The sequence below is a fragment of the Fictibacillus nanhaiensis genome, from assembly GCF_036213205.1.
GTDB classification, from domain to species: domain Bacteria; phylum Bacillota; class Bacilli; order Bacillales; family Fictibacillaceae; genus Fictibacillus; species Fictibacillus nanhaiensis_E.
On sequence record NZ_JARMFC010000001.1, the window covers coordinates 95,000 to 117,824 of the forward strand.

The 22,825-nt window shown below is 39.4% G+C and carries 21 protein-coding genes and 1 pseudogene; 5 read left to right on the plus strand and 17 right to left on the minus strand.

Annotated elements, in window-relative coordinates; genetic code table 11:
• Positions 1–258: 258 nt before the first annotated feature.
• The 5 genes from P4V41_RS00440 to P4V41_RS00460 all read right to left on the minus strand — a co-directional run bounded on the left by P4V41_RS00440 (position 259) and on the right by P4V41_RS00460 (position 5,043).
• Entirely contained in the window at positions 259–735 is a 477-nt protein-coding gene (locus P4V41_RS00440; protein WP_328082895.1) for a MaoC family dehydratase, read from the minus strand.
• Between the two features lie 82 nt (positions 736–817).
• Complete coding sequence (gene mdh / locus P4V41_RS00445) at positions 818–1,756, minus strand: malate dehydrogenase (protein ID WP_066396759.1); 939 nt, start codon at positions 1,754–1,756, stop codon at positions 818–820.
• 76 nt (positions 1,757–1,832) lie between these two features.
• Positions 1,833–3,101, minus strand: coding sequence for an NADP-dependent isocitrate dehydrogenase (icd, locus tag P4V41_RS00450; RefSeq protein ID WP_197131549.1), 1,269 nt, complete (start codon positions 3,099–3,101; stop codon positions 1,833–1,835).
• A 115-nt stretch (positions 3,102–3,216) separates the two neighbouring features.
• A complete protein-coding gene (gene citZ, locus P4V41_RS00455) occupies positions 3,217–4,332 on the minus strand; it encodes a citrate synthase (protein WP_328082896.1) in 1,116 nt (371 codons plus the stop codon).
• A gap of 249 nt (positions 4,333–4,581) precedes the next feature.
• Positions 4,582–5,043, minus strand: a complete 462-nt coding sequence (locus P4V41_RS00460) for a DUF441 domain-containing protein (RefSeq protein ID WP_328082897.1) — start codon at positions 5,041–5,043, stop codon at positions 4,582–4,584.
• A 54-nt stretch (positions 5,044–5,097) separates the two neighbouring features.
• Between P4V41_RS00460 and ytvI the strand changes: the two genes are divergently transcribed.
• Positions 5,098–6,216 (plus strand): sporulation integral membrane protein YtvI, encoded by a 1,119-nt coding sequence (gene ytvI, locus P4V41_RS00465; RefSeq protein ID WP_328082898.1) that lies wholly within the window; start codon positions 5,098–5,100, stop codon positions 6,214–6,216.
• Positions 6,217–6,513: 297 nt separating this feature from the next.
• Here ytvI and P4V41_RS00470 read toward each other — a convergent pair whose 3' ends face one another.
• The 8 genes and pseudogenes from P4V41_RS00470 to dnaE form a co-directional block, all read right to left on the minus strand.
• Entirely contained in the window at positions 6,514–6,909 is a 396-nt protein-coding gene (locus P4V41_RS00470; RefSeq protein WP_328082899.1) for an FxsA family protein, read from the minus strand.
• 101 nt (positions 6,910–7,010) lie between these two features.
• The gene (gene pyk / locus P4V41_RS00475) at positions 7,011–8,765 is read right to left on the minus strand and encodes a pyruvate kinase (protein WP_328083452.1); all 1,755 of its coding nucleotides are present in this window, start codon (positions 8,763–8,765) and stop codon (positions 7,011–7,013) included.
• 91 nt (positions 8,766–8,856) lie between these two features.
• Positions 8,857–9,816, minus strand: coding sequence for a 6-phosphofructokinase (pfkA, locus tag P4V41_RS00480; protein ID WP_328082900.1), 960 nt, complete (start codon positions 9,814–9,816; stop codon positions 8,857–8,859).
• A gap of 118 nt (positions 9,817–9,934) precedes the next feature.
• Positions 9,935–10,912, minus strand: a complete 978-nt coding sequence (accA, locus tag P4V41_RS00485; RefSeq protein WP_328082902.1) for an acetyl-CoA carboxylase carboxyl transferase subunit alpha — start codon at positions 10,910–10,912, stop codon at positions 9,935–9,937.
• A pseudogene (gene accD / locus P4V41_RS00490) lies at positions 10,897–11,770 on the minus strand (acetyl-CoA carboxylase, carboxyltransferase subunit beta). Before accD ends, accA begins: the two are co-directional and overlap by 16 nt.
• Before the next feature lie 16 nt (positions 11,771–11,786).
• Positions 11,787–12,461 carry a FadR/GntR family transcriptional regulator gene (locus P4V41_RS00495; RefSeq protein ID WP_328082905.1) on the minus strand — a complete coding sequence of 225 codons (675 nt, stop codon included), beginning with the start codon at positions 12,459–12,461 and terminating at the stop codon, positions 11,787–11,789.
• Complete coding sequence (locus P4V41_RS00500; protein ID WP_066396784.1) at positions 12,458–13,699, minus strand: NAD(P)-dependent malic enzyme; 1,242 nt, start codon at positions 13,697–13,699, stop codon at positions 12,458–12,460. The genes P4V41_RS00495 and P4V41_RS00500 overlap by 4 nt, the downstream gene beginning before the upstream one ends.
• Before the next feature lie 113 nt (positions 13,700–13,812).
• Positions 13,813–17,196, minus strand: a complete 3,384-nt coding sequence (dnaE, locus tag P4V41_RS00505) for a DNA polymerase III subunit alpha (RefSeq protein WP_328082907.1) — start codon at positions 17,194–17,196, stop codon at positions 13,813–13,815.
• 490 nt (positions 17,197–17,686) lie between these two features.
• Between dnaE and P4V41_RS00510 the strand changes: the two genes are divergently transcribed.
• From P4V41_RS00510 to P4V41_RS00520, 3 genes are all read left to right on the plus strand, one after another.
• Positions 17,687–18,019, plus strand: a complete 333-nt coding sequence (locus P4V41_RS00510) for a YtrH family sporulation protein (RefSeq protein ID WP_066396792.1) — start codon at positions 17,687–17,689, stop codon at positions 18,017–18,019.
• A complete protein-coding gene (ytrI, locus tag P4V41_RS00515) occupies positions 18,019–18,531 on the plus strand; it encodes a sporulation membrane protein YtrI (RefSeq protein ID WP_328082908.1) in 513 nt (170 codons plus the stop codon). Before P4V41_RS00510 ends, ytrI begins: the two co-directional genes overlap by 1 nt.
• 130 nt (positions 18,532–18,661) lie before the next feature.
• Positions 18,662–18,847: a hypothetical protein gene (locus P4V41_RS00520; protein ID WP_066396796.1), complete on the plus strand. Its 186-nt coding sequence runs from the start codon at positions 18,662–18,664 to the stop codon at positions 18,845–18,847.
• A gap of 46 nt (positions 18,848–18,893) precedes the next feature.
• Here the strand turns inward: P4V41_RS00520 and P4V41_RS00525 are convergent, their stop codons facing one another.
• Positions 18,894–19,841 carry a bifunctional oligoribonuclease/PAP phosphatase NrnA gene (locus P4V41_RS00525; RefSeq protein ID WP_328082910.1) on the minus strand — a complete coding sequence of 316 codons (948 nt, stop codon included), beginning with the start codon at positions 19,839–19,841 and terminating at the stop codon, positions 18,894–18,896.
• 85 nt (positions 19,842–19,926) lie between these two features.
• Here P4V41_RS00525 and P4V41_RS00530 point away from each other — a divergent pair, with 85 nt between their 5' ends.
• On the plus strand, positions 19,927–20,223 hold the full coding sequence (locus P4V41_RS00530) for a YtpI family protein (protein WP_328082911.1): 297 nt from the start codon (positions 19,927–19,929) through the stop codon (positions 20,221–20,223).
• A 178-nt stretch (positions 20,224–20,401) separates the two neighbouring features.
• Here the strand turns inward: P4V41_RS00530 and P4V41_RS00535 are convergent, their stop codons facing one another.
• From P4V41_RS00535 to P4V41_RS00545, 3 genes are all read right to left on the minus strand, one after another.
• Positions 20,402–21,718: a DRTGG domain-containing protein gene (locus P4V41_RS00535; protein ID WP_328082913.1), complete on the minus strand. Its 1,317-nt coding sequence runs from the start codon at positions 21,716–21,718 to the stop codon at positions 20,402–20,404.
• 82 nt (positions 21,719–21,800) lie between these two features.
• Positions 21,801–22,043: a hypothetical protein gene (locus tag P4V41_RS00540; RefSeq protein ID WP_328082914.1), complete on the minus strand. Its 243-nt coding sequence runs from the start codon at positions 22,041–22,043 to the stop codon at positions 21,801–21,803.
• Positions 22,044–22,100: 57 nt separating this feature from the next.
• On the minus strand, positions 22,101–22,781 hold the full coding sequence (locus P4V41_RS00545; RefSeq protein ID WP_328082915.1) for a metal-dependent hydrolase: 681 nt from the start codon (positions 22,779–22,781) through the stop codon (positions 22,101–22,103).
• Positions 22,782–22,825: the final 44 nt, after the last annotated feature.

The window sequence follows — 22,825 nt, forward strand, 5'->3', positions numbered from 1 at the left end:
ACATTCCCTTTACATTGATAAGATTTTTTTATGTTTATTGTTCTAATTGGGATAGATAAATCGAATAAAAAATTTTATATACGTAATTAATCGGTAGTTTTACGGATATATGGCTCTCATCTACGGATATAATGATGTTTACCTCGTATAAAATGCTCTTGTACGCCTCCTATATACATTTACAGCATATTTGTATATGTAAAGAGGACATATCAACTTTATTAGAGCAAAAAAAAATAAACCTTTCATAAGAAAGGTTTAAAAATTTTCCATTGTATTAGATGTAATCGATTTTGGAACATATGGAGGACAAACGTGTAAATTACTCTTTAACACTTCGATTCCTTCCTCATTCTCTGCTCTAACGTTCATATGCACCATATGCTTATCTCTATTTACTTCTGTAATTTCAAATAAGAAGGTTAATTTGGAATAATGATAAACGGGTTTGATAAATGTGAAACTTGATTCAACAATCGAACTTCCGGGACCCGGTAAATATTTTGATATTGCCGAAGTTATCATACCCATCAACATGACCTGTGGAACGACAGGCTTTTTATAAGGTGTCAATGTTGCATAATCGTGTTGGATGAATAGTGGGTTGTTATCGTTTGTTAAGCCTAAATACAAGAGAAGATCTTTGTCTTCAATTGTTTCTTGCATCTCTAATTTTTCCCCAGCTTGGATCTCGTCTATTTTTCTTCCGAGTTTTCGTTTTTTTCCGATCAGCATTTAAAGACCCCCCTCTTGATGATAACGCTTTCATAAATATCTGGAGAAAAGATTCGGGGATTTGCCCGAATCTCTCACACGCTTATGCTAATACTTTCATAACTGATTTGACAGATTCAGCCGATTGATCAAGCGCTGCTTTCTCTTCTGCCGTCAGCTCAAGTTCAATGATTTCTTCTAGACCGCCACCGCCTAAGATCGTTGGGACGCCGAGACAGATACCATCGTATCCATATTCACCTTCTAAAAAGGCGATTGAAGGAAGCACTCTGCGTTGATCTTTTACAATCGCTTCTACCATCTCAACTAAAGATGCAGCTGGTGCATAATAAGCAGATCCGTTACCTAAGAGATTAACGATTTCCCCTCCACCTTTACGTGTGCGCTCGACAATCGCGTCTAAACGCTCTTTAGAGATTAATTTCTCTAACGGAATTCCACCTGCATAAGAGTAGCGTACGAGTGGCACCATATCGTCTCCGTGACCGCCAAGAACAAAACCAGTAACATCTTTTACAGATACGTTAAGTTCCATAGCAACAAATGTACGGAAACGTGCAGTATCTAGTATTCCTGATTGTCCGATTACACGGCTTTTAGGAAAACCAGATTCTTTTAATACCGTGTATGTCATGGCATCAACTGGATTTGTTAAAACGATTATCGTGCAATCAGGAGAATGTTTAACGATCTCCTTCGTTACGCTTTTCATGATTCCGGCGTTTGTGTTTACAAGATCATCACGACTCATACCAGGTTTGCGAGCAATTCCTGCTGTTATAACAACTACATCAGATTCTGCTGTATCTGCATAATCGCTCGTACCCGTAATCGATGCATCAAAACCTTGAACAGGACTTGCTTCCATCATGTCTAGCGCTTTACCTTTTGTAGGGTTTTCCATTTGAGGAATATCAACTAATACTACATCCCCAACTTCTTTTTGTCCTAAGATAAAAGCCGTTGTTGCTCCTGTAAATCCTCCACCAATAACCGAAATCTTTTTTCGTTTGTTAGCCATGTCTTTCCCTCCAGGAACAGTTTAAAAAAACATAAAATATGTTGAGAAGACCCCTTATAAAAAGGGGTCAGTTAGATTACATGTTTTTGATTAGTTCGTCAGCAAACTCAGAACATTTAACTTCTGTAGCGCCGTCCATCAAACGTGCAAAGTCGTAAGTAACAACTTTACTTTCAATTGTGTTTTCCATTGAAGAAAGTACTAATTTAGCAGCTTCTCCCCATCCTAGATGTTCAAGCATCAACACACCTGAAAGAATAACAGATGATGGGTTTACTTTATCAAGACCAGCATATTTTGGAGCAGTACCATGAGTTGCTTCAAAGATTGCATGTCCTGTTTCGTAGTTGATGTTTGCACCTGGTGCGATACCGATACCGCCAACTTGTGCAGCAAGAGCATCAGAGATGTAATCTCCATTTAAGTTCATTGTAGCTACTACATCAAACTCAGCTGGACGAGTTAAGATCTGTTGTAAGAAGATATCAGCGATTGAGTCTTTAACAATGATCTTACCTGCAGCTTCTGCATCTGCTTGAGCTTTGTTCGCAGCATCTTTTCCGCTTTCTTCAACGATGCGGTCATACTGAGCCCATGTGAATACTTTGTCACCAAACTCAGCTTCAGCTAGCTCATAACCCCAGTTCTTGAAAGCACCTTCTGTATATTTCATGATGTTTCCTTTATGAACAAGTGTTACACTCTTACGTCCTTCGTTGATCGCATACTGAATCGCTGCACGAACTAGACGTTGAGTACCTTCTGAAGAAACCGGCTTAATACCGATACCTGAAGTTTCTGGGAAACGGATTTTGTTAGCACCCATCTCATCTTGTAGGAATTGAATCAATTTTTTAACTTCATCAGATCCACTTGCATACTCGATGCCAGCATAAATATCTTCTGTATTCTCACGGAAAATAACCATGTTTGTATCTTCAGGGCGTTTTACTGGTGAAGGAACACCTTTGAAGTATTGAACTGGACGAAGACAAGTAAATAGATCTAACTCTTGTCTTAGTGCAACGTTTAAAGAACGGATTCCTCCGCCTACTGGCGTTGTTAAAGGTCCTTTAATCGCAATTATGTAATCGCGAATTACATCAAGAGTTTCTGCTGGAAGCCACTCACCTGTTTGGTTGAATGCTTTTTCTCCAGCTAAAACTTCTTTCCATACGATCTTTTTCTCACCGTTATATGCTTTTTCAACAGCAGCTTCTAGAACACGTGAAGCAGCAGCCCAAATATCAGGACCAGTTCCGTCACCTTCGATAAAAGGGATCACCGGTTGATTTGGTACGTTTAATACACCATTGTCGACTGTAATACGTTCTCCGTTAGACATTTCTAAATTCCTCCTAATTCTTGTATTGCATGTACTATACTAGTCTACTAAAAAACATAGGGAAAAGAGAAGAAGAATCCCTTCTCTTTTTAAGATATAACCCATAGTTTTTATATTATCTTTGTTCTAAAGCCACATATTGCTGCATGTCAGGTCCGATATATTCAGCACGAGGGCGAATTAAACGGTTGTTCTCATATTGTTCTAAGATATGTGCAATCCAGCCAGAAACACGGCTGATCGCAAAGATTGGCGTGAATAGGTCATGATCGATACCTAAGCTGTGATAAACACTAGCAGAATAGAAGTCTACGTTTGGCAACAAGCCTTTCTTCTGCTTAAGCGTATCATCGATCTTTACGCTCATCGTGTACCATTTTTCTTCACCTGTAATAGATGTAAGCTGTTTAGACATTTCACGCAAATGTTTTGCACGAGGATCGCCGTTCTTGTAAACACGGTGACCGAAGCCCATGATCTTTTGTTTGTTCTCGATCGCGCTGTCCAAGTAAGATTCTACGTTTGATTCTTCACCGATCTCAGAAAGCATCTTCATTACTTGTTCGTTTGCTCCACCATGAAGTGGTCCTTTTAAAGCACCGATCGCTGCTGTAATTCCTGAATAGATATCAGAAAGTGTAGCCACACAAACACGTGCAGTGAACGTGGATGCATTTAGCTCATGGTCAGCATGTAAAACTAATGCTTTGTTAAAAGCTGTTTCAGAAATTTCATCAGGCTCTTTACCTGTAAGCATATATAGGAAGTTAGCAGCATAGCTAAGTTCTTTTTTAGGAGCAATTGGATCTTTTCCTTCCCTAATACGTGCAAATGCCGTTACGAGTGATGACATCTGAGCTTGAAGACGGATGGCTTTTTTGTAGTTTCCATCTGTAGACATATCCTCTGCTTCTGGATCATACATCGCTAATGTTGACACGATTGTACGCAGTACAGTCATAGGATGTGTATTCTTCAAAGGAAGCGATTTCATTTGTTCCAACAATTCAACAGGCAGCTCACTAGCCTCAGCAAGTTCTGATTTAAATGATTCTAGTTCAGATTGGGAAGGCAGTTTACCATTCCATAGCAAGTATACAACTTCCTCAAAAGTTGCATGTTCAGCTAAGTCATCAATGCTATATCCTCTATAGGTTAATACATCGTCAATGATAGAGCTGACAGAAGAAGTCGTTGCAACAATTCCTTCTAATCCTCTTGTAGCTGTCATGGCTATCTCTCCTTTTTTTCTGTTATTCTCTCTTCTCCTTTAATTGTTTCACTTTTTAAAAAATAGAAAGAGCTTACATTTCCCTTTTAATAAAAAAGCTGGATTCAAGGTTACATTCCCAACTTTTTTAATCTCGAAACTGAGACTTGAAAAATGAAAGACTATTTAAAGGAAATGGGACATACACATCAATTATAAACAATAATCTGATATTTGTGAACGGATATCACTTAATTCGTGCGGAAAGCGTCATGAACCTGAAAACATTCCTACTAATTTCATGGCCATATAAGCGATTCCTGCTCCGATCAAAGGTCCTACAGCCACTCCTTGAAAAAGAGCAACAGCAAGTATTGTCCCAAAGACTAATGCAGCCGTAATATGAGGATCATTTTGTAACAGATGAAGTCCTTTACTTGCGATTATTGCTACGAAAATGCCTGATAATAAGGCGACCCACGCATAGTAAGAACGCAATGAATCAGACAACTGTTTAAACCCGATCTCACCGGATGCTATCGGTACTAATACGGCAATTGTGATAATCGTCACGCCCCAATTTATTCCTTTTTGCTGGATAACAGCAAACCATTTATCACCCATACCGGTAAATTTTAACACTAACAAAAATGCAACCGCGACAATTAAAGATTGATTTTTTGCCAGTAAGCCAATGATTAATAATCCGAATAAAAAAAGTAAAGGTTCCAAATATTTTCATTCCTTTCTCACTAATTAGTATGTACGTAAAGGCAGGTGTAAAATTTGTATGCTGAACTGACACATCGTTTGTTGCGTATTGCATTTATTTTATCCCTCTCAGTTGCCCTTATTTTTTCTGTCTATTATGTTTCTGCTATTCTTTATCCATTCATTGCAGGAGCGATCATAGCACTTATGATAAACCCCTTTGTAGATTTTATTGTGGATCGGTTCAAAGTAAATAGAGCAATTGCCGTCATTCTTTCTATATTAGGTCTTTTAGGTGCAATTGTCTTGTTACTAACCTTGCTTATCCAAGAGATGATGACTGGTTTTGCCTATATTGCACATGAGTTGCCTGCTTATATTCAAGAATTGGTATTTTACTTTGAACGATCATTTAAAACGAATGTTCTCCCTTTATATCAGGATTTACTCTCCATCTATAGCAAGTTGGGAACAGATCAACAAGAAACGGTAATGGATAATATCGAGAAGATCGGAACCGGGATAACCACAAATGCTTCCAGTATGACACAGACAGTAATTAATAGTGTCTCTCTAATGATTGTAAGTCTTCCAACTTTTTTAACGGTTTTCGTCTTTTCTCTACTCGCATCCTTTTTTATAAGTAAAGATTGGTATCGATTAACTGGTTTTCTTAACGCTATCTTTCCTGAGAAGTTAATCCATACCATAACAACCGTGTATTTGGAGCTAAGAAAAGCTTTATTCGGTTTTTTAAAAGCACAGTTAACCTTAATCTCGATAACAGCATGTATCGTTCTAGTAGGTCTTTTGTTGATGAATATTGATTATGCAGTTACCATTTCTGTTCTTATCGGAGCAATTGACCTTTTACCATACCTCGGAACAGGTGCTGTCTTTCTGCCATGGATCGCTTATTGCTTTTTAACAGGAAATTATACACTCACAATCGGACTATCAATTTTGTACGGTGTTGTTGTTATACAAAGACAAATCATGGAACCAAAGCTTCTATCAAAAACGATCGGACTCGATCCTCTGGCTACTTTAGTCTCTCTTTTTGCAGGTTTCCAGCTTCTAGGGTTTGTCGGTTTAATCATCGGGCCAGTTATCCTAGTAGTGATTCGTGCGCTGTACGAAGCAAAGTTCTTTCATGAACTCTATCAATTTGTTATGAAGCCTATACACAAATAAAAAGAACGAATGCTGAAAGTGAGCATCGTTCTTTTTGTTATGTTTTTGTATTCATTGGTGATTCTGAAAGTAGTTGATTTCCATTACAGGTTGCTCGCTTTCCGCGGGGCAGGCGGTGAGCCCCTTGCCGCTTTGCGCCCTTAAGGGTCTCACCTGACCGCTTGTCCCGCAGGAGTCTCGCACCTTTCACTCCAATCAACCGTCAAAGAAGAGTACATAAGCAGACTTGAAAGCAAAAATCTTTTAGAAACTGCCTCATTTGATCTGCTATGTTGACTCTGGCAGTAAATAGTGACTTTACCTTCTTTTTATGAAGTAAAACTGTCCTGATTGCATCTTTTGGAAGAGTTTCGCTTTCACCCACAACTTCACTGGTTTTCTTAGTGGAGGGATAAGCAAAAAGAAACCTATTATGTCAGTTAGAAATCCAGGTGCTAAGAGTAATGCACCGCCGACTAGAATACAAGCGCCATCAAGAACTGCTTCTCCTGGCATCTGACCGCTCTCGAGCTGCATCTTCACGCGTTGGAGCGTCTCTACCCCTTCTTTTTTTGCTAGATAAGCACCTAATATACCGGTAAAAAATATTCCAGCAATCGTTGCAGGAATCCCTATATATTGCCCAGCCAAGATAAACAGAGCTACTTCAATGGCAGGAATAAGAATAAAGATAGGTAATAGCTTACGAAACACTTAAACCACCGCTTTCGTTAAACAAATAATAAGAGATTTATTCTATTCCAATTAATTTACGAATCAAAAAAGAGAAGGTTTCACCCTTCTCTTTTCGACAATTAGATAACGTTTTTTCTTCCGTCATAAATATATCCAACAGAAGCATCTATCGTGATTTCTTGTCCATCTTTAAAGATTTCTGTGGCATTTTGTAAGCCAACGATAACAGGAATACTTAGAGATACTCCACATACTGCAGCATGGCTTGTCAATCCGCCTTCTTCTGTAATAACAGCTGATGCTTTTTCAAATGCAGCAATCATATCACGATCAGTTCCAACTGTTACAAGAATTGCGCCTTCAGTCATCTTTTCCATCGCTTCTTGAGCTGTTTTAGCTACAACTACTTTTCCTGAAGCTGATGATTGTCCAATCCCTTGAGCTTTAGCAAGCACATCACCAATAATGTGAACTTTCATTAAGTTTGTAGATCCTGATTCACCTACTGGTACACCTGCAGTGATTACGACAAGATTTCCATGTTGAACAGCTTCAGCTTTAAGTGCTGAATCAATCGCAATTTGGAACATTTCATCTGTTGTTCCAGCTTTTTCACCTTTTACTGGTGTTACTCCCCAAACAAGTGCAAGCTTACGGCATACATCTTCGTTGCTTGTTACAGCGATAATAGGAGCTTTTGGACGATATTTTGAGATCATACGAGCTGTTTGTCCTTTTTCAGTTGCCGTAATAACAGCATCTGCATCAAGGTTAAGAGCTGTAAAGGAAACAGATTGAGAAATCGCATCTGTGATGGTCGTTTTGCTCTCTTTGCTTCTTGAAGATAATAATGTTTTATAGTTCAAAGAGCTTTCAGCACGGCTAGCAATCTTATGCATTGTAAGAACCGCTTCAACTGGATATGTACCAGCAGCTGTTTCACCTGAAAGCATGATCGCATCTGTTCCATCAAAGATCGCGTTTGCTACGTCACTTGCTTCAGCACGTGTAGGACGCGGGTTACGCTGCATGGAATCTAACATTTGAGTTGCTGTAATAACTGGCTTTCCAAGCTCGTTACACTTCTTGATCAGCATCTTTTGTACAAGAGGTACTTCTTCTGCTGGAATCTCAACACCAAGGTCACCACGCGCTACCATAAGACCATCAGAAACAGCAAGGATCTCATCGATATTATCTACACCTTCTTGGTTCTCGATCTTCGGGATGATTTGAATATGGTTTGCATTGTGTCGATCTAAGATTTCACGAATTTCAAGAACATCTGTTGCACGACGTACGAAAGATGCAGCAATAAAATCAACACCTTGCTCGATACCAAACTCGATATCTTTTGCATCTTTGTCTGTGATACCAGGAAGTTTCACACTAACGTTAGGTACGTTCACACCTTTTTTATTCTTTAATGTACCGGAGTTTAAAATTTTTGTAGTCAATTCTTTTTCGCCGATCGCTGTTACTTCAAGTTCGATCAGTCCGTCATCAAGAAGGATTCTTGATCCTACATGTACGTCTTCTACAAGTCCAGGGTATGTTACAGAGATCTTTTTGTCGTTACCAACAACTTCCTCCATTGAAACGATTAATTCGTTTCCAGCTACTAGTTCAGCAACTCCGCCTTCAAGCGTTTGTGTGCGGATTTCAGGACCTTTCGTATCTAAAAGGATTGCAACTGTTTTTCCAAGCTCTTTAGATGCCTCACGAATGTTGATGATTCGTTGACCGTGCTCATCAAAGTCACCGTGTGAGAAATTTAGACGGGAAACGTTCATCCCTGCATTCATCAATTCTTTCAACTTATCAATACTTTCGCTTGCCGGACCTATCGTACAAACGATTTTTGTTTTGCGCATCATGTAAATGGCCTCCTGATTTTCTTTTTTCGCAGAAAGGCATCGTAAGGCTTCTGCAGTTATACCGCAGCCGTACGATGCATTAAGCAGATTATATGGATAATTCTTGTGATAACTTATACATTTGTCTATCGATAGAATGTTTTCTAGATAATACTTCTGTAATGTCATAATCAACAAGTTTGTTATTTTCAATACCTACTGTACGCCCAGCTTTCCCTTCTAATAGAAGTTCAACCGCTTGCGCACCTAGACGGCTTGCTAGTACACGGTCAAAAGCTGTAGGGGAGCCACCACGTTGAATGTGCCCAAGAACCGTAACCCTTGTTTCGAAATCTGTGAGCCTTTCGATCTCTTTAGCAACATCAACGCCGCTTCCACAACCTTCAGCGACAATAATTATACTGTGTTTCTTACCACGCTCGTGTCCTCGTTGAAGCTTTTGTACAACTTGGTCCATCTTATGGTCTTCTTCTGGAATGAGAATTGTTTCAGCACCATCTGCAAGGCCAGCCCATAGAGCCAAGTCACCAGCGTCACGCCCCATAACTTCGATGATATACGTACGCTCATGTGAAGTAGCTGTGTCACGAATCTTATCGATAGCATCGATAATTGTATTTAATGCTGTATCAAAACCGATTGTGAAATCTGTTCCAGGGATGTCGTTGTCGATCGTACCTGGTACACCAATCGTTGGATAACCTTGCTCAGACAATTTCTTAGCACCTTGGAAAGAGCCATCCCCACCAATAACGACTAATCCTTCAATACCGAATTTTTTTAACTGCTCGATACCTTTTTGTTGTCCTTCTGGCGTTTTGAACTCTAAACAACGTGCTGAGTGTAGCATTGTGCCCCCACGATGTATAATATCTCCAACAGATCCTAATTCTAGTTTCTTAATATTCCCTGAAATTAGTCCTGCATAACCATTGTATATCCCATAAACTTCTAAGTCATGGTAGATTCCTTTTCGAACAACTGCCCGAATCGCAGCGTTCATGCCTGGTGAATCGCCACCACTTGTTAGAACTCCTATCCGCTCCATGAAACATTTCACCTCTCTAGTTCTCTCGTCTTACTAAAATATCATGTTCAAATGTTGAACACAATAGACAACAATAGGCAAAAAAATGCGCCTTTCTACAAGCAGAAAGGCACATTCCTTATTTAACAACAATGGAATCGTTTACAAACCCAAATTGTCCGATTTTTTTATATTTTTCATAGCGTTGGTTTATGAGCTCTTCTTGGGACATAGACAACAGAGAATCTAGAGAAGTTTCCAAAACCTGGTCGATCAATTCTGCTTGATGCTTAGCGTCTTTATGAGCTCCGCCCTTCACTTCTTCAATAATCTCGTCTATAATTCCTAACTCTTTTAAGTCTGGAGCAGTGATCTTCATAGACTCTGCCGCTTTTTTTGCCATTGAAGCATCTTTCCAAAGAATGGCAGCTGCACCTTCTGGAGAAATTACAGAATACGTGGAGTTCTCGAGCATGTGCACATGATTTCCTACACCTAAAGCTAGTGCTCCTCCACTTCCCCCTTCTCCGATCACAACACAAATAACAGGAACAGTTAATCCAGCCATCTCAACTAGGTTACGAGCGATCGCCTCACTCTGCCCTCTTTCCTCAGCTGCTTTTCCTGGATAAGCACCTTTTGTATCAATAAAACAGATAATAGGTCTATTAAACTTTTCCGCTTGTTTCATTAAGCGAAGCGCCTTACGATAGCCTTCTGGATGTGGCATACCAAAGTTACGACGAAGGTTCTCTTTTGTATCTTTCCCTCTTTGGTGTCCGATGATCGTTATAGGAAGATCCTTATAAAAAGCTACGCCACCAACAATCGCTTCATCATCACCAAAAAGACGGTCTCCGTGTAATTCGATGAAATCCGTAAATAGAAAGTTGATATAATCAAGGGTTGTTGGGCGTTCAGCATGTCTGGCAATTTGAACACGATCCCAAGGTTTCATCTCTGAATACGTACTGTTTTCAAGATTAGATAATTTTTCTTCTAGCCTTTTGATCTCGTCAGTTAAATCAATATCTTTTTCATCCATAAATGACTTAAGTTCTGCGATCTTTTTCTCCAGTTCGTGTATCGGTCTTTCAAATTCTAGTTCTGCCGCCATGCCTTATACCCTCCCTTCTGTATGAATCTTTAATAGCGTACTCAATGTTTTCTTCATTTCACTTCTATGAATGACTTTGTCTAACTGCCCATGCTTTAATAAGAACTCAGCAGTCTGGAAATCATCGGGTAGTTCTTGACGAATCGTTTGCTCGATGATTCTTCTTCCAGCAAACCCTATCAACGCTTTAGGTTCAGCGAAATTGTAATCACCAACAGATGCGAAACTTGCAGATACTCCACCTGTTGTCGGGTGTGTCATGATAGAGATAAACAACAACCCTCTGTCACTTAATCGTTTAAGAGCTACACTCGTCTTAGCCATCTGCATCAAGCTTAATACGCCTTCTTGCATTCTAGCCCCGCCTGATGCTGTAAAGATAATAAACGGAGTCTCTTTTTCGATCGCGTGCTCGATCGCACGTGTGATTTTCTCACCTACAACAGAACCCATGCTACCCATTCTAAAGCGAGAATCCATAACCGCTAATGTTACATCAAGGCCATCTATCTGACCTGCACCTGTAACAACAGCTTCGTTAATTTTGGTCTTCTTTCGGTCGCCTTCAAGTTTCTCCACATAATCTGGAAACTCTAATGGATTTCCAGAAATCATGTCTGCATCATATTCTGTAAATGTTCCCTCATCAATTAGTGAAGCTATTCGTTCCTGTGATGACATTGGATAATGGTATTGACAACCTTGACAAACAAGCAGGTTTTTTCTTAGTTCTTTTGTTACCATGATGTGCTTGCACTCAGGACATTTACTCATAATTCCTTCTGGAACGTCTTGTTTAACTTTACCAGTCGGTATTGTGGCATACTTTTTCTTTTTTACAAACAATCCTTTTATCATAAATGAATAACACCACCTATTCGATTGCGTTTAGAGCATCGTTTTGTTTTGATAACAAATCCGTCAGTTTCACAGCGTCTTTTTTTTCTAAAAGAGCCAAAACTTCCTCACATAATGTACGTGGCCAATACGAATTTGCTCGTTGCAATGAAGACCCATAACCCGTTAGTTCTACATATAAACGATAAAGAAGATGATTGCCACATGCTTGAATCACAATCTTTTCAAATTGCTTGCAAACTTCGTTAACTTGCTCTTGTTCGTTAGTATCCATCTTCTTAATAAGATGTGTAAGTTTTGCGATGGTGGAAGATCCACATCTACGGACAGCAAGCTCTACACAGTCTTTAATAACAATATGTCTTGTTTCCTGAAGATCGTGTCTCGCTTTATTGTCATTTAAAATGAAAGAAGCTAGCACTTCAACAAGCCGATGTCCGGTTGCTTCACGTATAAAGGTACCTTCGCCTCTTCTTGTCTCAATCAGACCAAGAAGCTCTAGAGATCGCAATGCTTCACGGACAGATGATCTTCCAACCTTCAGGCGGTCACTCAGCTCCCTTTCAGAAGGGAGCTTGTCACCTGCTTGAAGACCGTCCTCAACAATAATAGCTTTAATTTGTTTAAGAATTTCAATATATACTTTTTCGGTAGGCTGGACAGACATTCCTCTCTCCTTTACCGGTTTCATTCATCTTTTCCGATGATAGCTAGTTTCTTAGTCTTTTCAGCAATGTCTTCAGGATTCACACGTAGTCTTGCAACGCCTGTTTCCATGGCAGCAGTCGCTACAGCCGCCGCTACAGCAGGTGCAACACGCGGATCGAATGGTGCAGGGATTACATAATCAGCTGTCAATTCTACTGGATTGACTAGATTTGCAATCGCATGTACGGCTGCAATTTTCATTTCTTCGTTGATGTGTGTTGCACGAACATCAAGAGCACCTCGGAAAATACCAGGAAACGCTAACACGTTGTTTACTTGGTTAGGAAAATCAGAACGACCTGTTCCAATGACCATAGCACCTGCTTCACGCGCTTCATGAGGCATGATCTCAGGATTTGGGTTGGCCATAGCAAAGATGATCGGCTCTGGATTCATTGACTCAACCATTGATTTTGTTAATGCACCTTCTACTGAAACACCGACAAAAACATCTGAGCCACTGATTACATCAGCAAGTGTTCCCTCTTGTTTTGTACGGTTCGTAAAGTTTGCAACTTCTTTTTTTACAGAGTTCATTCCAAACGGACGACCTTCATAAATCGCACCTTTAGTGTCACACATGATAATATCTTTCACACCAAAACGGTCTAGCAATTTAATAATAGCTATCCCAGCTGCCCCAGCTCCATTAACAACGACCTTAATCTTAGACATTTCACGTCCTGTTAATTTAAGCGCATTAACTAGACCAGCTAATGTAACAATGGCAGTGCCATGCTGATCATCATGAAAAATTGGAATGTTGGTTTCTTTCTTTAAACGCTCTTCGACAACGAAACAATTCGGCGCAGCGATATCTTCTAAGTTCACACCACCAAATGTAGGTTCAAGCAATTTTACTGTTTCAACGATCTTGTCCACATCTGTAGTATTCAAGCAGATTGGGAACGCATCAACACCAGCAAAGCTCTTGAAAAGTACCGCCTTTCCTTCCATTACAGGAAGTGCAGCTTCAGGTCCTATATTTCCGAGACCCAACACAGCTGTCCCATCAGAAACGACAGCTACAGTATTACCTTTCATCGTATAGTCATAGACTTTCGTTTTGTCATCATAAATATCTTTACACGGCTCTGCCACACCAGGAGAATACGCTAAGCTCAAGTCTTTCGCGTTACGTACAGGTACCTTTGATTTCGATTCTAATTTCCCTTGATGTGTGCGGTGCATGTGTAGTGCTTCTTCTCTTAATGTAGACATTTTTTCATCTCCTAATGATTTTAAATTTAAGGTTGATGAGCCAATTAGGAGGTGGTCAGACCACTATTATTGACTCATCCATTATAACAAAAGTTAACAAGCTGTAAAGGTTTTTAATTTCTTCTAAATACGACATTACCCTCACCAATAACAGATTGCAATTCTAACAACAAATTTTCAGAAACATTTACTTTTTGAGAGATCTGGACCTTCTGTCTATTTTCTTCATAGATAAGAACAACAGATGTACTTCCTTTTGATTCATCAAGAATCGCTTTCACCGCATTTAGATGCTGAGGTGACTTATGGTCTTTATCTATTTTAATAAAAAGAGTTGGCTGTTCGTTCGACTTCAAATCTTGTAACAGTTTACATTTATTCACAAGTATCTGTAATGCTTCGTTACGAAGCTCGACACTTCCTTCTATAAACAATTGTTGTCCTTTCTGCAAAAGAGAGTGATGGACTTCATAGACTTTTGGAAAAGCAACGGCTTCTATCTCACCACTTTCATCGCTAATGGTCAAGAAAGCCATGAGTTCTCCTTTTTTTGTTTTAATCGCTCGTACTTTGTCTACTAATACACCTAGACGAACGAAAGATCTTTTTTCGTTTAATTCATTTATGTGTACGGCTTTCCAGCTGCTTAACGTCGTTCGGTATCGTTGAAGCGGATGTGAGGAAAAGAAAAAACCTAGAGCTTCCTTTTCAAACTTAAGCTTTTCACTTTCCTGAAAAGATTGAACGGAAACGTAAGAAGGTTTAGGTAGATTAATATCATCATCAAAAAGATACATCTGATTCTTTCGAGAGATCTCCTGAAACTCTTCTCCATATTCAATAGCAGTTTCTAATGAAGCTAGCAACACCGCTCTATCTTGTCCCAATTCATCCAAGGCTCCTGCAAAAATTAATGATTCAAGTGTACGTTTATTCACAACTTTTTGAGGACAGCGTGAACAAATGTCGAACAGATCTTGAAACGGTTCTTTTTCATTCTCTTCCATCAGCATCTTAATAGCATTGTATCCAACATTTTTTATAGCCAATAACCCGAATGAAATATGAGATCTTTTTGAAATAAAAATTTCGCTTCCCTTTTTTATAGATGGTGGAAGAACAGGAATGCCTCTTTGTTCGGATTCTTTAATATATTGATTTACTTTATCATGATTGCCGATAACGCTTGAAAGCAGGGCGGCCATAAAGTAGGCAGGATAGTTAGCTTTTAAGAATGCAAGCTGATAAGCGATGACACTGTATGCAACAGCATGACTTCTTGGGAACCCATAATCAGCAAAACGAACAATTAAGTCATATAATGCATCTGCTGATTTTTCATCATAGCCTTGCTTTAAACAACCTTCAACAAAGTGTTGCCGCTCACGAAGAAGAATGTCCCGTTTCTTTTTACCTACTGCTCTTCTCAACAAATCTGCTTCACCAAGTGTGAAACCAGCAGCTTTTGTTGCAATCTGCATAATCTGTTCTTGATACACTATGACACCGTACGTTGATTTTAAGATCGATTCTAGATCAGGATGCATGTAGTGTACGGTCTTCTGACGGTGCTTGCCCGCGATATAGTCAGGAATATTCTGCATCGGACCTGGTCGATAAAGAGCATTTACGGCCACGATATCTTCAAACTCTGTCGGTTTAAGCTGCTGAAGAACTTTTCTCATCCCATCAGACTCAAGCTGAAACACACCTGTAGTATCCCCTTTTGCAAGAAGCTCAAATGTTTTCATGTCGTCGAATGGAATTTCATTTAGATTAATCTTCACATTTTCATTTTCTTTGATCGCCAATAAAATATTTTCAATGAGCGATAAGTTCCTCAAACCCAAAAAGTCCATTTTCAATAGACCGGCAGCCTCTAGCCACTCCATACTGTATTGTGTAAGCGGTATACCTTCATGACCGGTTTGTAAAGGTACCTTTTGAACAAGTGGAGCTCCTGACAAGACTACTCCTGCAGCATGAGTTGAAGCGTGCCTCGGTAACCCCTCAAGTGTCATCGCGATCTCAACAAGCTTTCTCACATCAGGCTCTGTTTTGAACGCTTGTTGAAGGCTAGCAGATTCTTTTAGAGCAGCCTCCAACGTGATTCCTGGTCTTGATGGGATATTCTTTGCGGTAAGGTCGATGAGAGCTGGGGCAAAATCCATCACTCTACCCGCATCCCTTATCGCCGCTCTGGCTGCTAATGTACCAAATGTAATAATCTGCGCGACATAATCCGTACCATACTTTCGCGACACATAACTTAGTACTTCATCACGACGGTTATCAGGAAAGTCGATATCAATATCCGGCATCGTAATCCGTTCAGGATTTAAGAAGCGCTCGAAGATCAACTGATGATGAATCGGGTCAACGTTCGTAATCTGAAGAACGTAAGCCACTAGTGAACCTGCTGCCGAACCCCTCCCTGGCCCTGTTATCATCTTTTCGTCATGTGCAAATTTCATAAAATCCCAAACAATCAAGAAATAATCTTCAAAGTCCATGTTTTTAATAATGTTAAGTTCGTATGTTAACCGTTCTTTAATTTCAGGAGTTATCGTATCATACCGATTCAAAAGGCCTTCATTACAAAGCTCAGTCAAATATTCAAAGCTGTTCTTATTGTCAGGAACAGGATATTTGGGCAAAGCAATGTTACCCAGATCAAGCTGGAGCATACACCTTTCTGCCAGTTTAACCGTTTCCTCTAATGCATCCTCTGCATGGGAAAATTGACGTTCTATCTCAGATGGGGATTTAAAATAAAACTCATCGGTCTGTAGTTTAAATCGATCACGATTGTTTTTTTTCTCACCTTGTTTAATGCATAGCAAGATATCATGTGCGTCTGCATCCTCTCTTTTCATATAATATGTTTCATGCATACACACGAGAGGAATGAGATATTTCCTTGAAAGGTTTTGCAATTGGAGATTGATAGTTTTCTCTAAACCTGTCCCATGATCTTCTAATCCAAGGTAAAAACGGTCTTTGAAGTACGTTTTATATAAGTGAAGAATCTGATTTAATTTTTGATCGTCGAGATTTTCACGAGTAAGATATTGTTGAATCTCACCTTCCATACCTGAAGAAACAGCGATTAGACCCGCTGCATGTTTTGATAATTCATCATAAGAAAGGGGTGATACTACTCCGTCCAGCTTTGTCTGCATAAGCGTTGTAAGTTTTAATAGATTCTCATAACCTTCTACGTTCATCGCATACAAAAGAAGTTTATTAGCTGAACTTATCTTCTCTTTTGTACCTGCATGATGGTTTCCAACTTCTGCTTCCAACCCAATGATAGGTTTAATGCCAGCTTTTACACATGTTGTATAAAACTTTAAGGCACCATACATGTTTGATTTATCAGTTATTGCTAAAGATGTATACCCAATCTCTTTTGCATATTGAATAAGCTCTTCGATCCGACAAGAGCTTTCAAGAAGCGAGTATTCACTATGTATATGCAGTGGGACAAATCCCATACCATCACTTCCTTTACGCACCTGTTTGCATTCCATTATAGTACAGAAGTTCGCATGTGTTAATGAAACAGTTATCATTGGTCAAGTTTCTTATTTCAGGATGTTTCTAAAATGCTTTGAAGCAGTTGATCTCTGCTCCAGGTTGCTCGCTTTCCACGGGGCGTGCGGTGAGCCACCTGTCTAGTTGCAGTGACTTGCCCCTCGAGGTCAAAAGATAAAAGGCGGATGATGAGCAAATTGCGCCTTCATAGCCCATTCAACTTTTGCTGGTCCGGGCTGAACGAGACACTTCCACTTTTAGGATTGACCGCTCGTCCCTTAGGAGTTTCACACCTTGCACTCCAATCAACTTGCAATGAAGAAAATAATAAAACATCCTAAAGCAACAATTCTATAGAAAACAGCCTTTAATATAGATATTATTTTAAAAATGAAACGAGCATACACTCCACCCATTTCCCATACATTGAGTAAGAGGGGAGGTTGTCTCATGGTACGTGAATTTTTTGCGAATATCATATTGGATTTTGCTATTGCTTTCGGTGTTTTGTTAGGAGGAGCGTTAATCGGCGGTCTTGCTGCTTTTCTTGTAGGAAAAGCACCTATCCTAGAGATGATGGAACTTGCGAAAAGACTTAAAATATGGGCAATCGTCGCTGCTATCGGCGGTACATTCGATACGATCACAAACTTTGAGCGAAGTTTTGAAAACGGCGCTACTATAGAGATTTTCAAACAACTAACTTATATTTTCGTCGCGATTGCTGGTGCTAATTCTGCCATGCAGTTGATTCAATGGCTCAGCCAGGAGAACATCAACTGATGAGGATCCCCCCGCTATATCAACGAAAAGGCTACCAGCGTTTTTTTGCTGGGATAGCGATTGGATTTATTATAGGCTGGGCGTTTTTTTTAATACAAGGGGGCTTAGCTCATGAACGGCTAGTTGTTAAAATTAAGAAACAACAAGTACAAATAAATGATTTAGAAAAAAAGAACGAAATCTTAACCTCAGATGATGAAAAAGCCAACAAAGAACTTGCCAAAAAGTTTAAACTTCATGAAGTGAATGCAAGATTTTCAAACCAAGATTCTTCAAAGTTATCAAACTTAACAAGGCTGCACTTGGCGAAAGCAGTTGAAGACGACCTAGAGCATCTTATAGGAGAAGACACAGAAACACTCGCTAAAAGCCATTCATTACTCGTACAAGCTATTGAAAATAAAACGTACCGACTCGATGACGATGAGCAAGCTTTTGAAGTCAAGATCGACCATTTGTATTTATACACTGGTGTTCTTCGAATCTATATCTCAGCCAAAATCAGTGAATGATTATGCATAAATAATGGTCGAAATATTACGTTTTTATGAATCTTTGGGCAAAGAAATGGCAATCCCTCCTTCATTTGTATAAAATATGTGTAAAGAATAATTTAAGAGTGATTATTGGGGGGGAAACTACATGATTATTAATCGAAAAGAACTTGCCCGTGAAAAGGTAAAGGAATTACAGAATGGCTTTTCTGCTTTTGCAGAAACGAAAGAAGTAGCAGACCTAATCAAAAGAGAGCTTGCAAAATTAAACTTAAAAGTGCATGAAGATGTAACAGATGTTGGCTCTTGGTTTATCCCTGAAAAAGCTAACTAGATCATTTCATGCTAAAGCATAAAAAGGCCCCCCGATGAGGCCTTTTTTATTTGGTTTTATATTCTTTACAGAGATCTCGAAGTTCAGCAAGTACAGACATCGTTTCATCTTTTGTATATACCGTTGCTCCTGATGCTCTTGGATGTCCCCCGCCATTGAATTTAGCTGCGATCTTATTAACCACAGGTCCTTTCGATCGCAATCTAACTCTGATCTGATCTGGTTCATCAACAAAAAATACCCACGCTAACAAGCCTTCAACATGCGAGAAAGAATTTACTAACAGTGATGCTTCACCTGCAGAAGTGCCAAACTTCTCTAACGTATCTTTCGTTAAATGAATATACCCTACACAATTGTCTGCAATCGAAAAGTTTTGAAGAACATAACCGTTCAGCCTAACTAGTTTTTCTGATATTTTATAGAGGTTTTCATGAATTTCTGATGGTGAGAATCCTGTCTCTAATAACGCAGCTGTATAATGGTGTGTTTTTTGAGTCGTGTTTGAAAATAAGAAACGCCCAGTATCACCAATAATACCAGCATAGATAAGTCGGGCAGCATGTTCATCAAGTTTAAGTCCATATGTTGATCCACAAAGATAAAGATCCATAATCATCTCTGATGTAGAACTTGCATTTGTATCCACCCAGATCAGGTCTCCATAGGGATCTTCATTTGGATGATGATCTATTTTAATGATAAAATCTCCTAGTGAATAACGATGATCACTGATGCGAGGTGAGTTCGCTGTATCGCAAATAATGACTAAAGCACCTTTGTAAACATCATCCTCTATGACATCCATTGCGTTTAAGAAGGTTAGTTCCGATTCCTCTTCCCCTACAACATACACTTCTTTTTGAGGATAGCTTGCCTTTAGGATGGCAGAAAGCCCACCTTGTGACCCAAGCGCATCCGGGTCTGGTCTGACATGTCGATGAATGATTATTTTTTCATACTGTTCAATCACTTGTAAGATTTGTTCTTTCATAGCAGACTCCTTTTAGATGTCGTTGTGGCAATTATAGTTTTAAACGTTTACAATATAGTGGAGTAAATACGTGGGGGAATTTTCAATGCCTATTTTTATTATCCTAATTATACTTTCTTTTGCTCTATATGTGTTCTATAAAGTTTCTGAAGTACGTGCAAAAGAACCATTCTTAAAGCGATGGACAGGTACAAAAGCAAAAATGGCTCTCGGCTCGTTCTTAGCTTCCTTCGGTCTGAACGAACTAACAGCAGTTGAGGGACGTGTACAGCTTTGGGTGGCACTTATCTTCTTAATTTATGGTATTGTTCTTATAATCATGAATTATAAAATGTACAAGCATTTCTTGACGCTCGCACGTGAAGAAGCACAGAAAAATTAAATACGTATTGATAAAAAAGTCCCTGCAGAAGGGACTTTTTGTATTTTTTTAGGTGCTTTTTCTAAAGGTTCTTTCTCTAAAGGGGCAAGTGGCCTCACTCGTCGCCCCGCGGATAGCGTAGCAACCTTGAGCTGAAATAAACTACATTTAAAGGCTGCGAAGGTAATTAAAACAGTTATTACGAACGATGATCAAGCAACTGTGCCATCATCATTGCTTTTCCAACAATCTTTCCATCATGATGGATCTCCACATCTACTTTTCCGAATTTCCTGCTCACTTCCAGCACTCGTGGGATCAGTTCGATATCACTATCAATCTGTACTGGTTTAATATAGTAAAACGTTACATTCTCCACTACAAGGTCACCTTTTTTAATTTTCCTCAATGCTTTTCGCGCAGTCTCCGTCACAATCGTCATTAAGACACCGTAAGAAACAGTACCAAGGTGATTGGTCATCTGTGGTGTAATTCTACAGAAATACGTTGTCTCATTATCTGTCTTGTGCTCTTTTAACTCTGTTGTAATCAGATCATCAAAGGTTGCACCGACTTGAGGCTGCTTTTGCATCATCTGCATCGCTTTTAATACATCTTGTCTTGTCAAAATTCCGATTAATTTATGCGAAGTACCTATAACTGGGAGCAGTTCGATGCCTTCCCATATCATCATATGTGCACAAGCTGCAACAGATGTTTTTTCCGTAACAGTTAAAGGTGCACGAGTCATTACTTTTTCCACTTGCATGGAAACAGGAACACCAATGATATCTTTTGAAGTGACTACACCAGTCACGCGATTACCTTGATCTACAACCGGATAACGGCTGTGCATCGTTTGTTCATTCAGTTCGTGCCATCTCTCTACTTTATCGTGTTGATAAAGGTAATGCGTTTCATCGATAGGAATTAAAATATCAGATGCTAAAACGATATCCTTCTTGATCAAACGGTCATGGATTGCTTTGTTAATCATGGTTGCTACAGTAAAGGTATCATAGCTAGTTGAGATAACAGGAAGTTCAAGCTCGTCAGCGAGTCGTTTCACTTCTTCATCAGTATCAAATCCACCTGTAACTAAGATTGCACTTCCTGCTTTTAGTCCCAATTCATGCGCGTTCACACGGTTACCAACGATCAACAAACTTCCTGCATCAACATAACGCATCATCGCTTCAAGTTTCATAGCACCGATTACAAATTTGTGCAGCGTTTTATGAAGACCAGCGCGCCCTCCAAGTACTTGTCCTTCAACAATATTAACAACTTCAGCAAACGTTAACTTTTCAATATTACTCTTTGCTTGTCTTTCAATACGTATCGTTCCAACACGTTCAATCGTGCTGACGATTCCTTGATTTTCAGCTTCTTTTATTGCACGATAAGCTGTTCCTTCACTAACCGTCAGATCTTTTGCAATTTGCCGAACGGAGATTTTTGATCCGACATCAAGATCTAATATATGCTGTAATATTTGTTCATGCTTGGTTAGCATTACATTCACCGTTCCTTCTACCTGTATCTATCTGTTTTATAACTTTGACTAATACAGATTATACAGGCATCACAACAGAAACTCAACTTTCCATATGCATCCCTTTTTTCATTTTAGGATCTAATGTCATACTTTGTTTTTTAACAGCCCTTTTCGGAGCCGTATCCCTTTTAAACAATAAGCTGACCAAAAGCATACTGGCAAACCCTATCCATGCTACTGAGAAAAGTTGTTGCAGAAGCGGGCCGTCAAACGATATAACAGGTATCGCTACATAGAAAAGCACCAACAACATTAATACTTTTGCCATTTTTTCTTGTCTCATAAAAAACACAACCTCCCTTACTATCATTCGTATGCATTGAAAGGGAGGTTAGAATCATTATACGTTTAAGCTTTCACCGCTTTTAAGCACTTTTCCTTTGTTTCCGAGTTTAGATGTGAATGAAGTTTCTGGATCCTGCTCGATCACAGGAAACGTATTGTAATGGATTGGAACGGTTACCTTAGCACCAATCCACTCTGCTGCGATCAATGCATCCTCTGGGCCCATCGTAAAATTGTCACCGATAGGCAAGAAAGCAATATCGGGTTTTGCAAACTCTCCAATTAATTTCATATCAGAGAATAGAGCCGTATCTCCTGCATGATATAACGTTTTCCCACCATGTGAGAATAAAATTCCTGCTGGCATTCCTGTATACACGACAGTGCCATCTTCTTGTGAGTAACTTGATCCATGAAAAGCTTGAGTGAATTTTACTTTTCCAAAATCAAATGTACGGCTTCCACCTATATGCATAGGATGCGCCTCTACTCCAAGTGTTTGTAAGTACTCAGCAAGTTCAAATGGCGCAACAACCAAGCTGTTATTTGCTTTTGCGATCTCAACCGTGTCTCCTACATGATCGTTATGACCGTGTGTTAAAAGAATCACATCAGCTTTTACGTCCTTAACATCGATCTTAGCTTGTCCATTTCCGTTAATAAAAGGGTCGATCCAAATGGAATGTTGCTCTGTTTCAATTTCAAGTACAGAATGTCCGTGATATGTCACTTTCATAAGCGCATGCTCCCTCCTCAAATTAAACGCTGAAACCATTACTA

Bases quoted from the DNA above. Each gene is read 5' to 3' on its own strand.
- mdh (WP_066396759.1), bottom strand. From the start codon at position 1,756: ATGGCTAACAAACGAAAAAAGATTTCGGTTATTGGTGGAGGATTTACA.
- P4V41_RS00530 (WP_328082911.1), top strand. From the start codon at position 19,927: ATGCCTATTTTTATTATCCTAATTATACTTTCTTTTGCTCTATATGTG.
- P4V41_RS00545 (WP_328082915.1), bottom strand. From the start codon at position 22,781: ATGAAAGTGACATATCACGGACATTCTGTACTTGAAATTGAAACAGAG.
- accA (WP_328082902.1), bottom strand. From the start codon at position 10,912: ATGGCGGCAGAACTAGAATTTGAAAGACCGATACACGAACTGGAGAAA.
- dnaE (WP_328082907.1), bottom strand. From the start codon at position 17,196: ATGGGATTTGTCCCACTGCATATACATAGTGAATACTCGCTTCTTGAA.
- P4V41_RS00525 (WP_328082910.1), bottom strand. From the start codon at position 19,841: ATGAAAGAACAAATCTTACAAGTGATTGAACAGTATGAAAAAATAATC.
- P4V41_RS00440 (WP_328082895.1), bottom strand. From the start codon at position 735: ATGCTGATCGGAAAAAAACGAAAACTCGGAAGAAAAATAGACGAGATC.
- P4V41_RS00535 (WP_328082913.1), bottom strand. From the start codon at position 21,718: ATGCTAACCAAGCATGAACAAATATTACAGCATATATTAGATCTTGAT.
- citZ (WP_328082896.1), bottom strand. From the start codon at position 4,332: ATGACAGCTACAAGAGGATTAGAAGGAATTGTTGCAACGACTTCTTCT.
- pfkA (WP_328082900.1), bottom strand. From the start codon at position 9,816: ATGGAGCGGATAGGAGTTCTAACAAGTGGTGGCGATTCACCAGGCATG.
- P4V41_RS00510 (WP_066396792.1), top strand. From the start codon at position 17,687: ATGGTACGTGAATTTTTTGCGAATATCATATTGGATTTTGCTATTGCT.
- P4V41_RS00540 (WP_328082914.1), bottom strand. From the start codon at position 22,043: ATGAGACAAGAAAAAATGGCAAAAGTATTAATGTTGTTGGTGCTTTTC.
- P4V41_RS00495 (WP_328082905.1), bottom strand. From the start codon at position 12,461: ATGAAACCGGTAAAGGAGAGAGGAATGTCTGTCCAGCCTACCGAAAAA.
- P4V41_RS00500 (WP_066396784.1), bottom strand. From the start codon at position 13,699: ATGTCTACATTAAGAGAAGAAGCACTACACATGCACCGCACACATCAA.
- P4V41_RS00520 (WP_066396796.1), top strand. From the start codon at position 18,662: ATGATTATTAATCGAAAAGAACTTGCCCGTGAAAAGGTAAAGGAATTA.
- ytrI (WP_328082908.1), top strand. From the start codon at position 18,019: ATGAGGATCCCCCCGCTATATCAACGAAAAGGCTACCAGCGTTTTTTT.
- pyk (WP_328083452.1), bottom strand. From the start codon at position 8,765: ATGCGCAAAACAAAAATCGTTTGTACGATAGGTCCGGCAAGCGAAAGT.
- icd (WP_197131549.1), bottom strand. From the start codon at position 3,101: ATGTCTAACGGAGAACGTATTACAGTCGACAATGGTGTATTAAACGTA.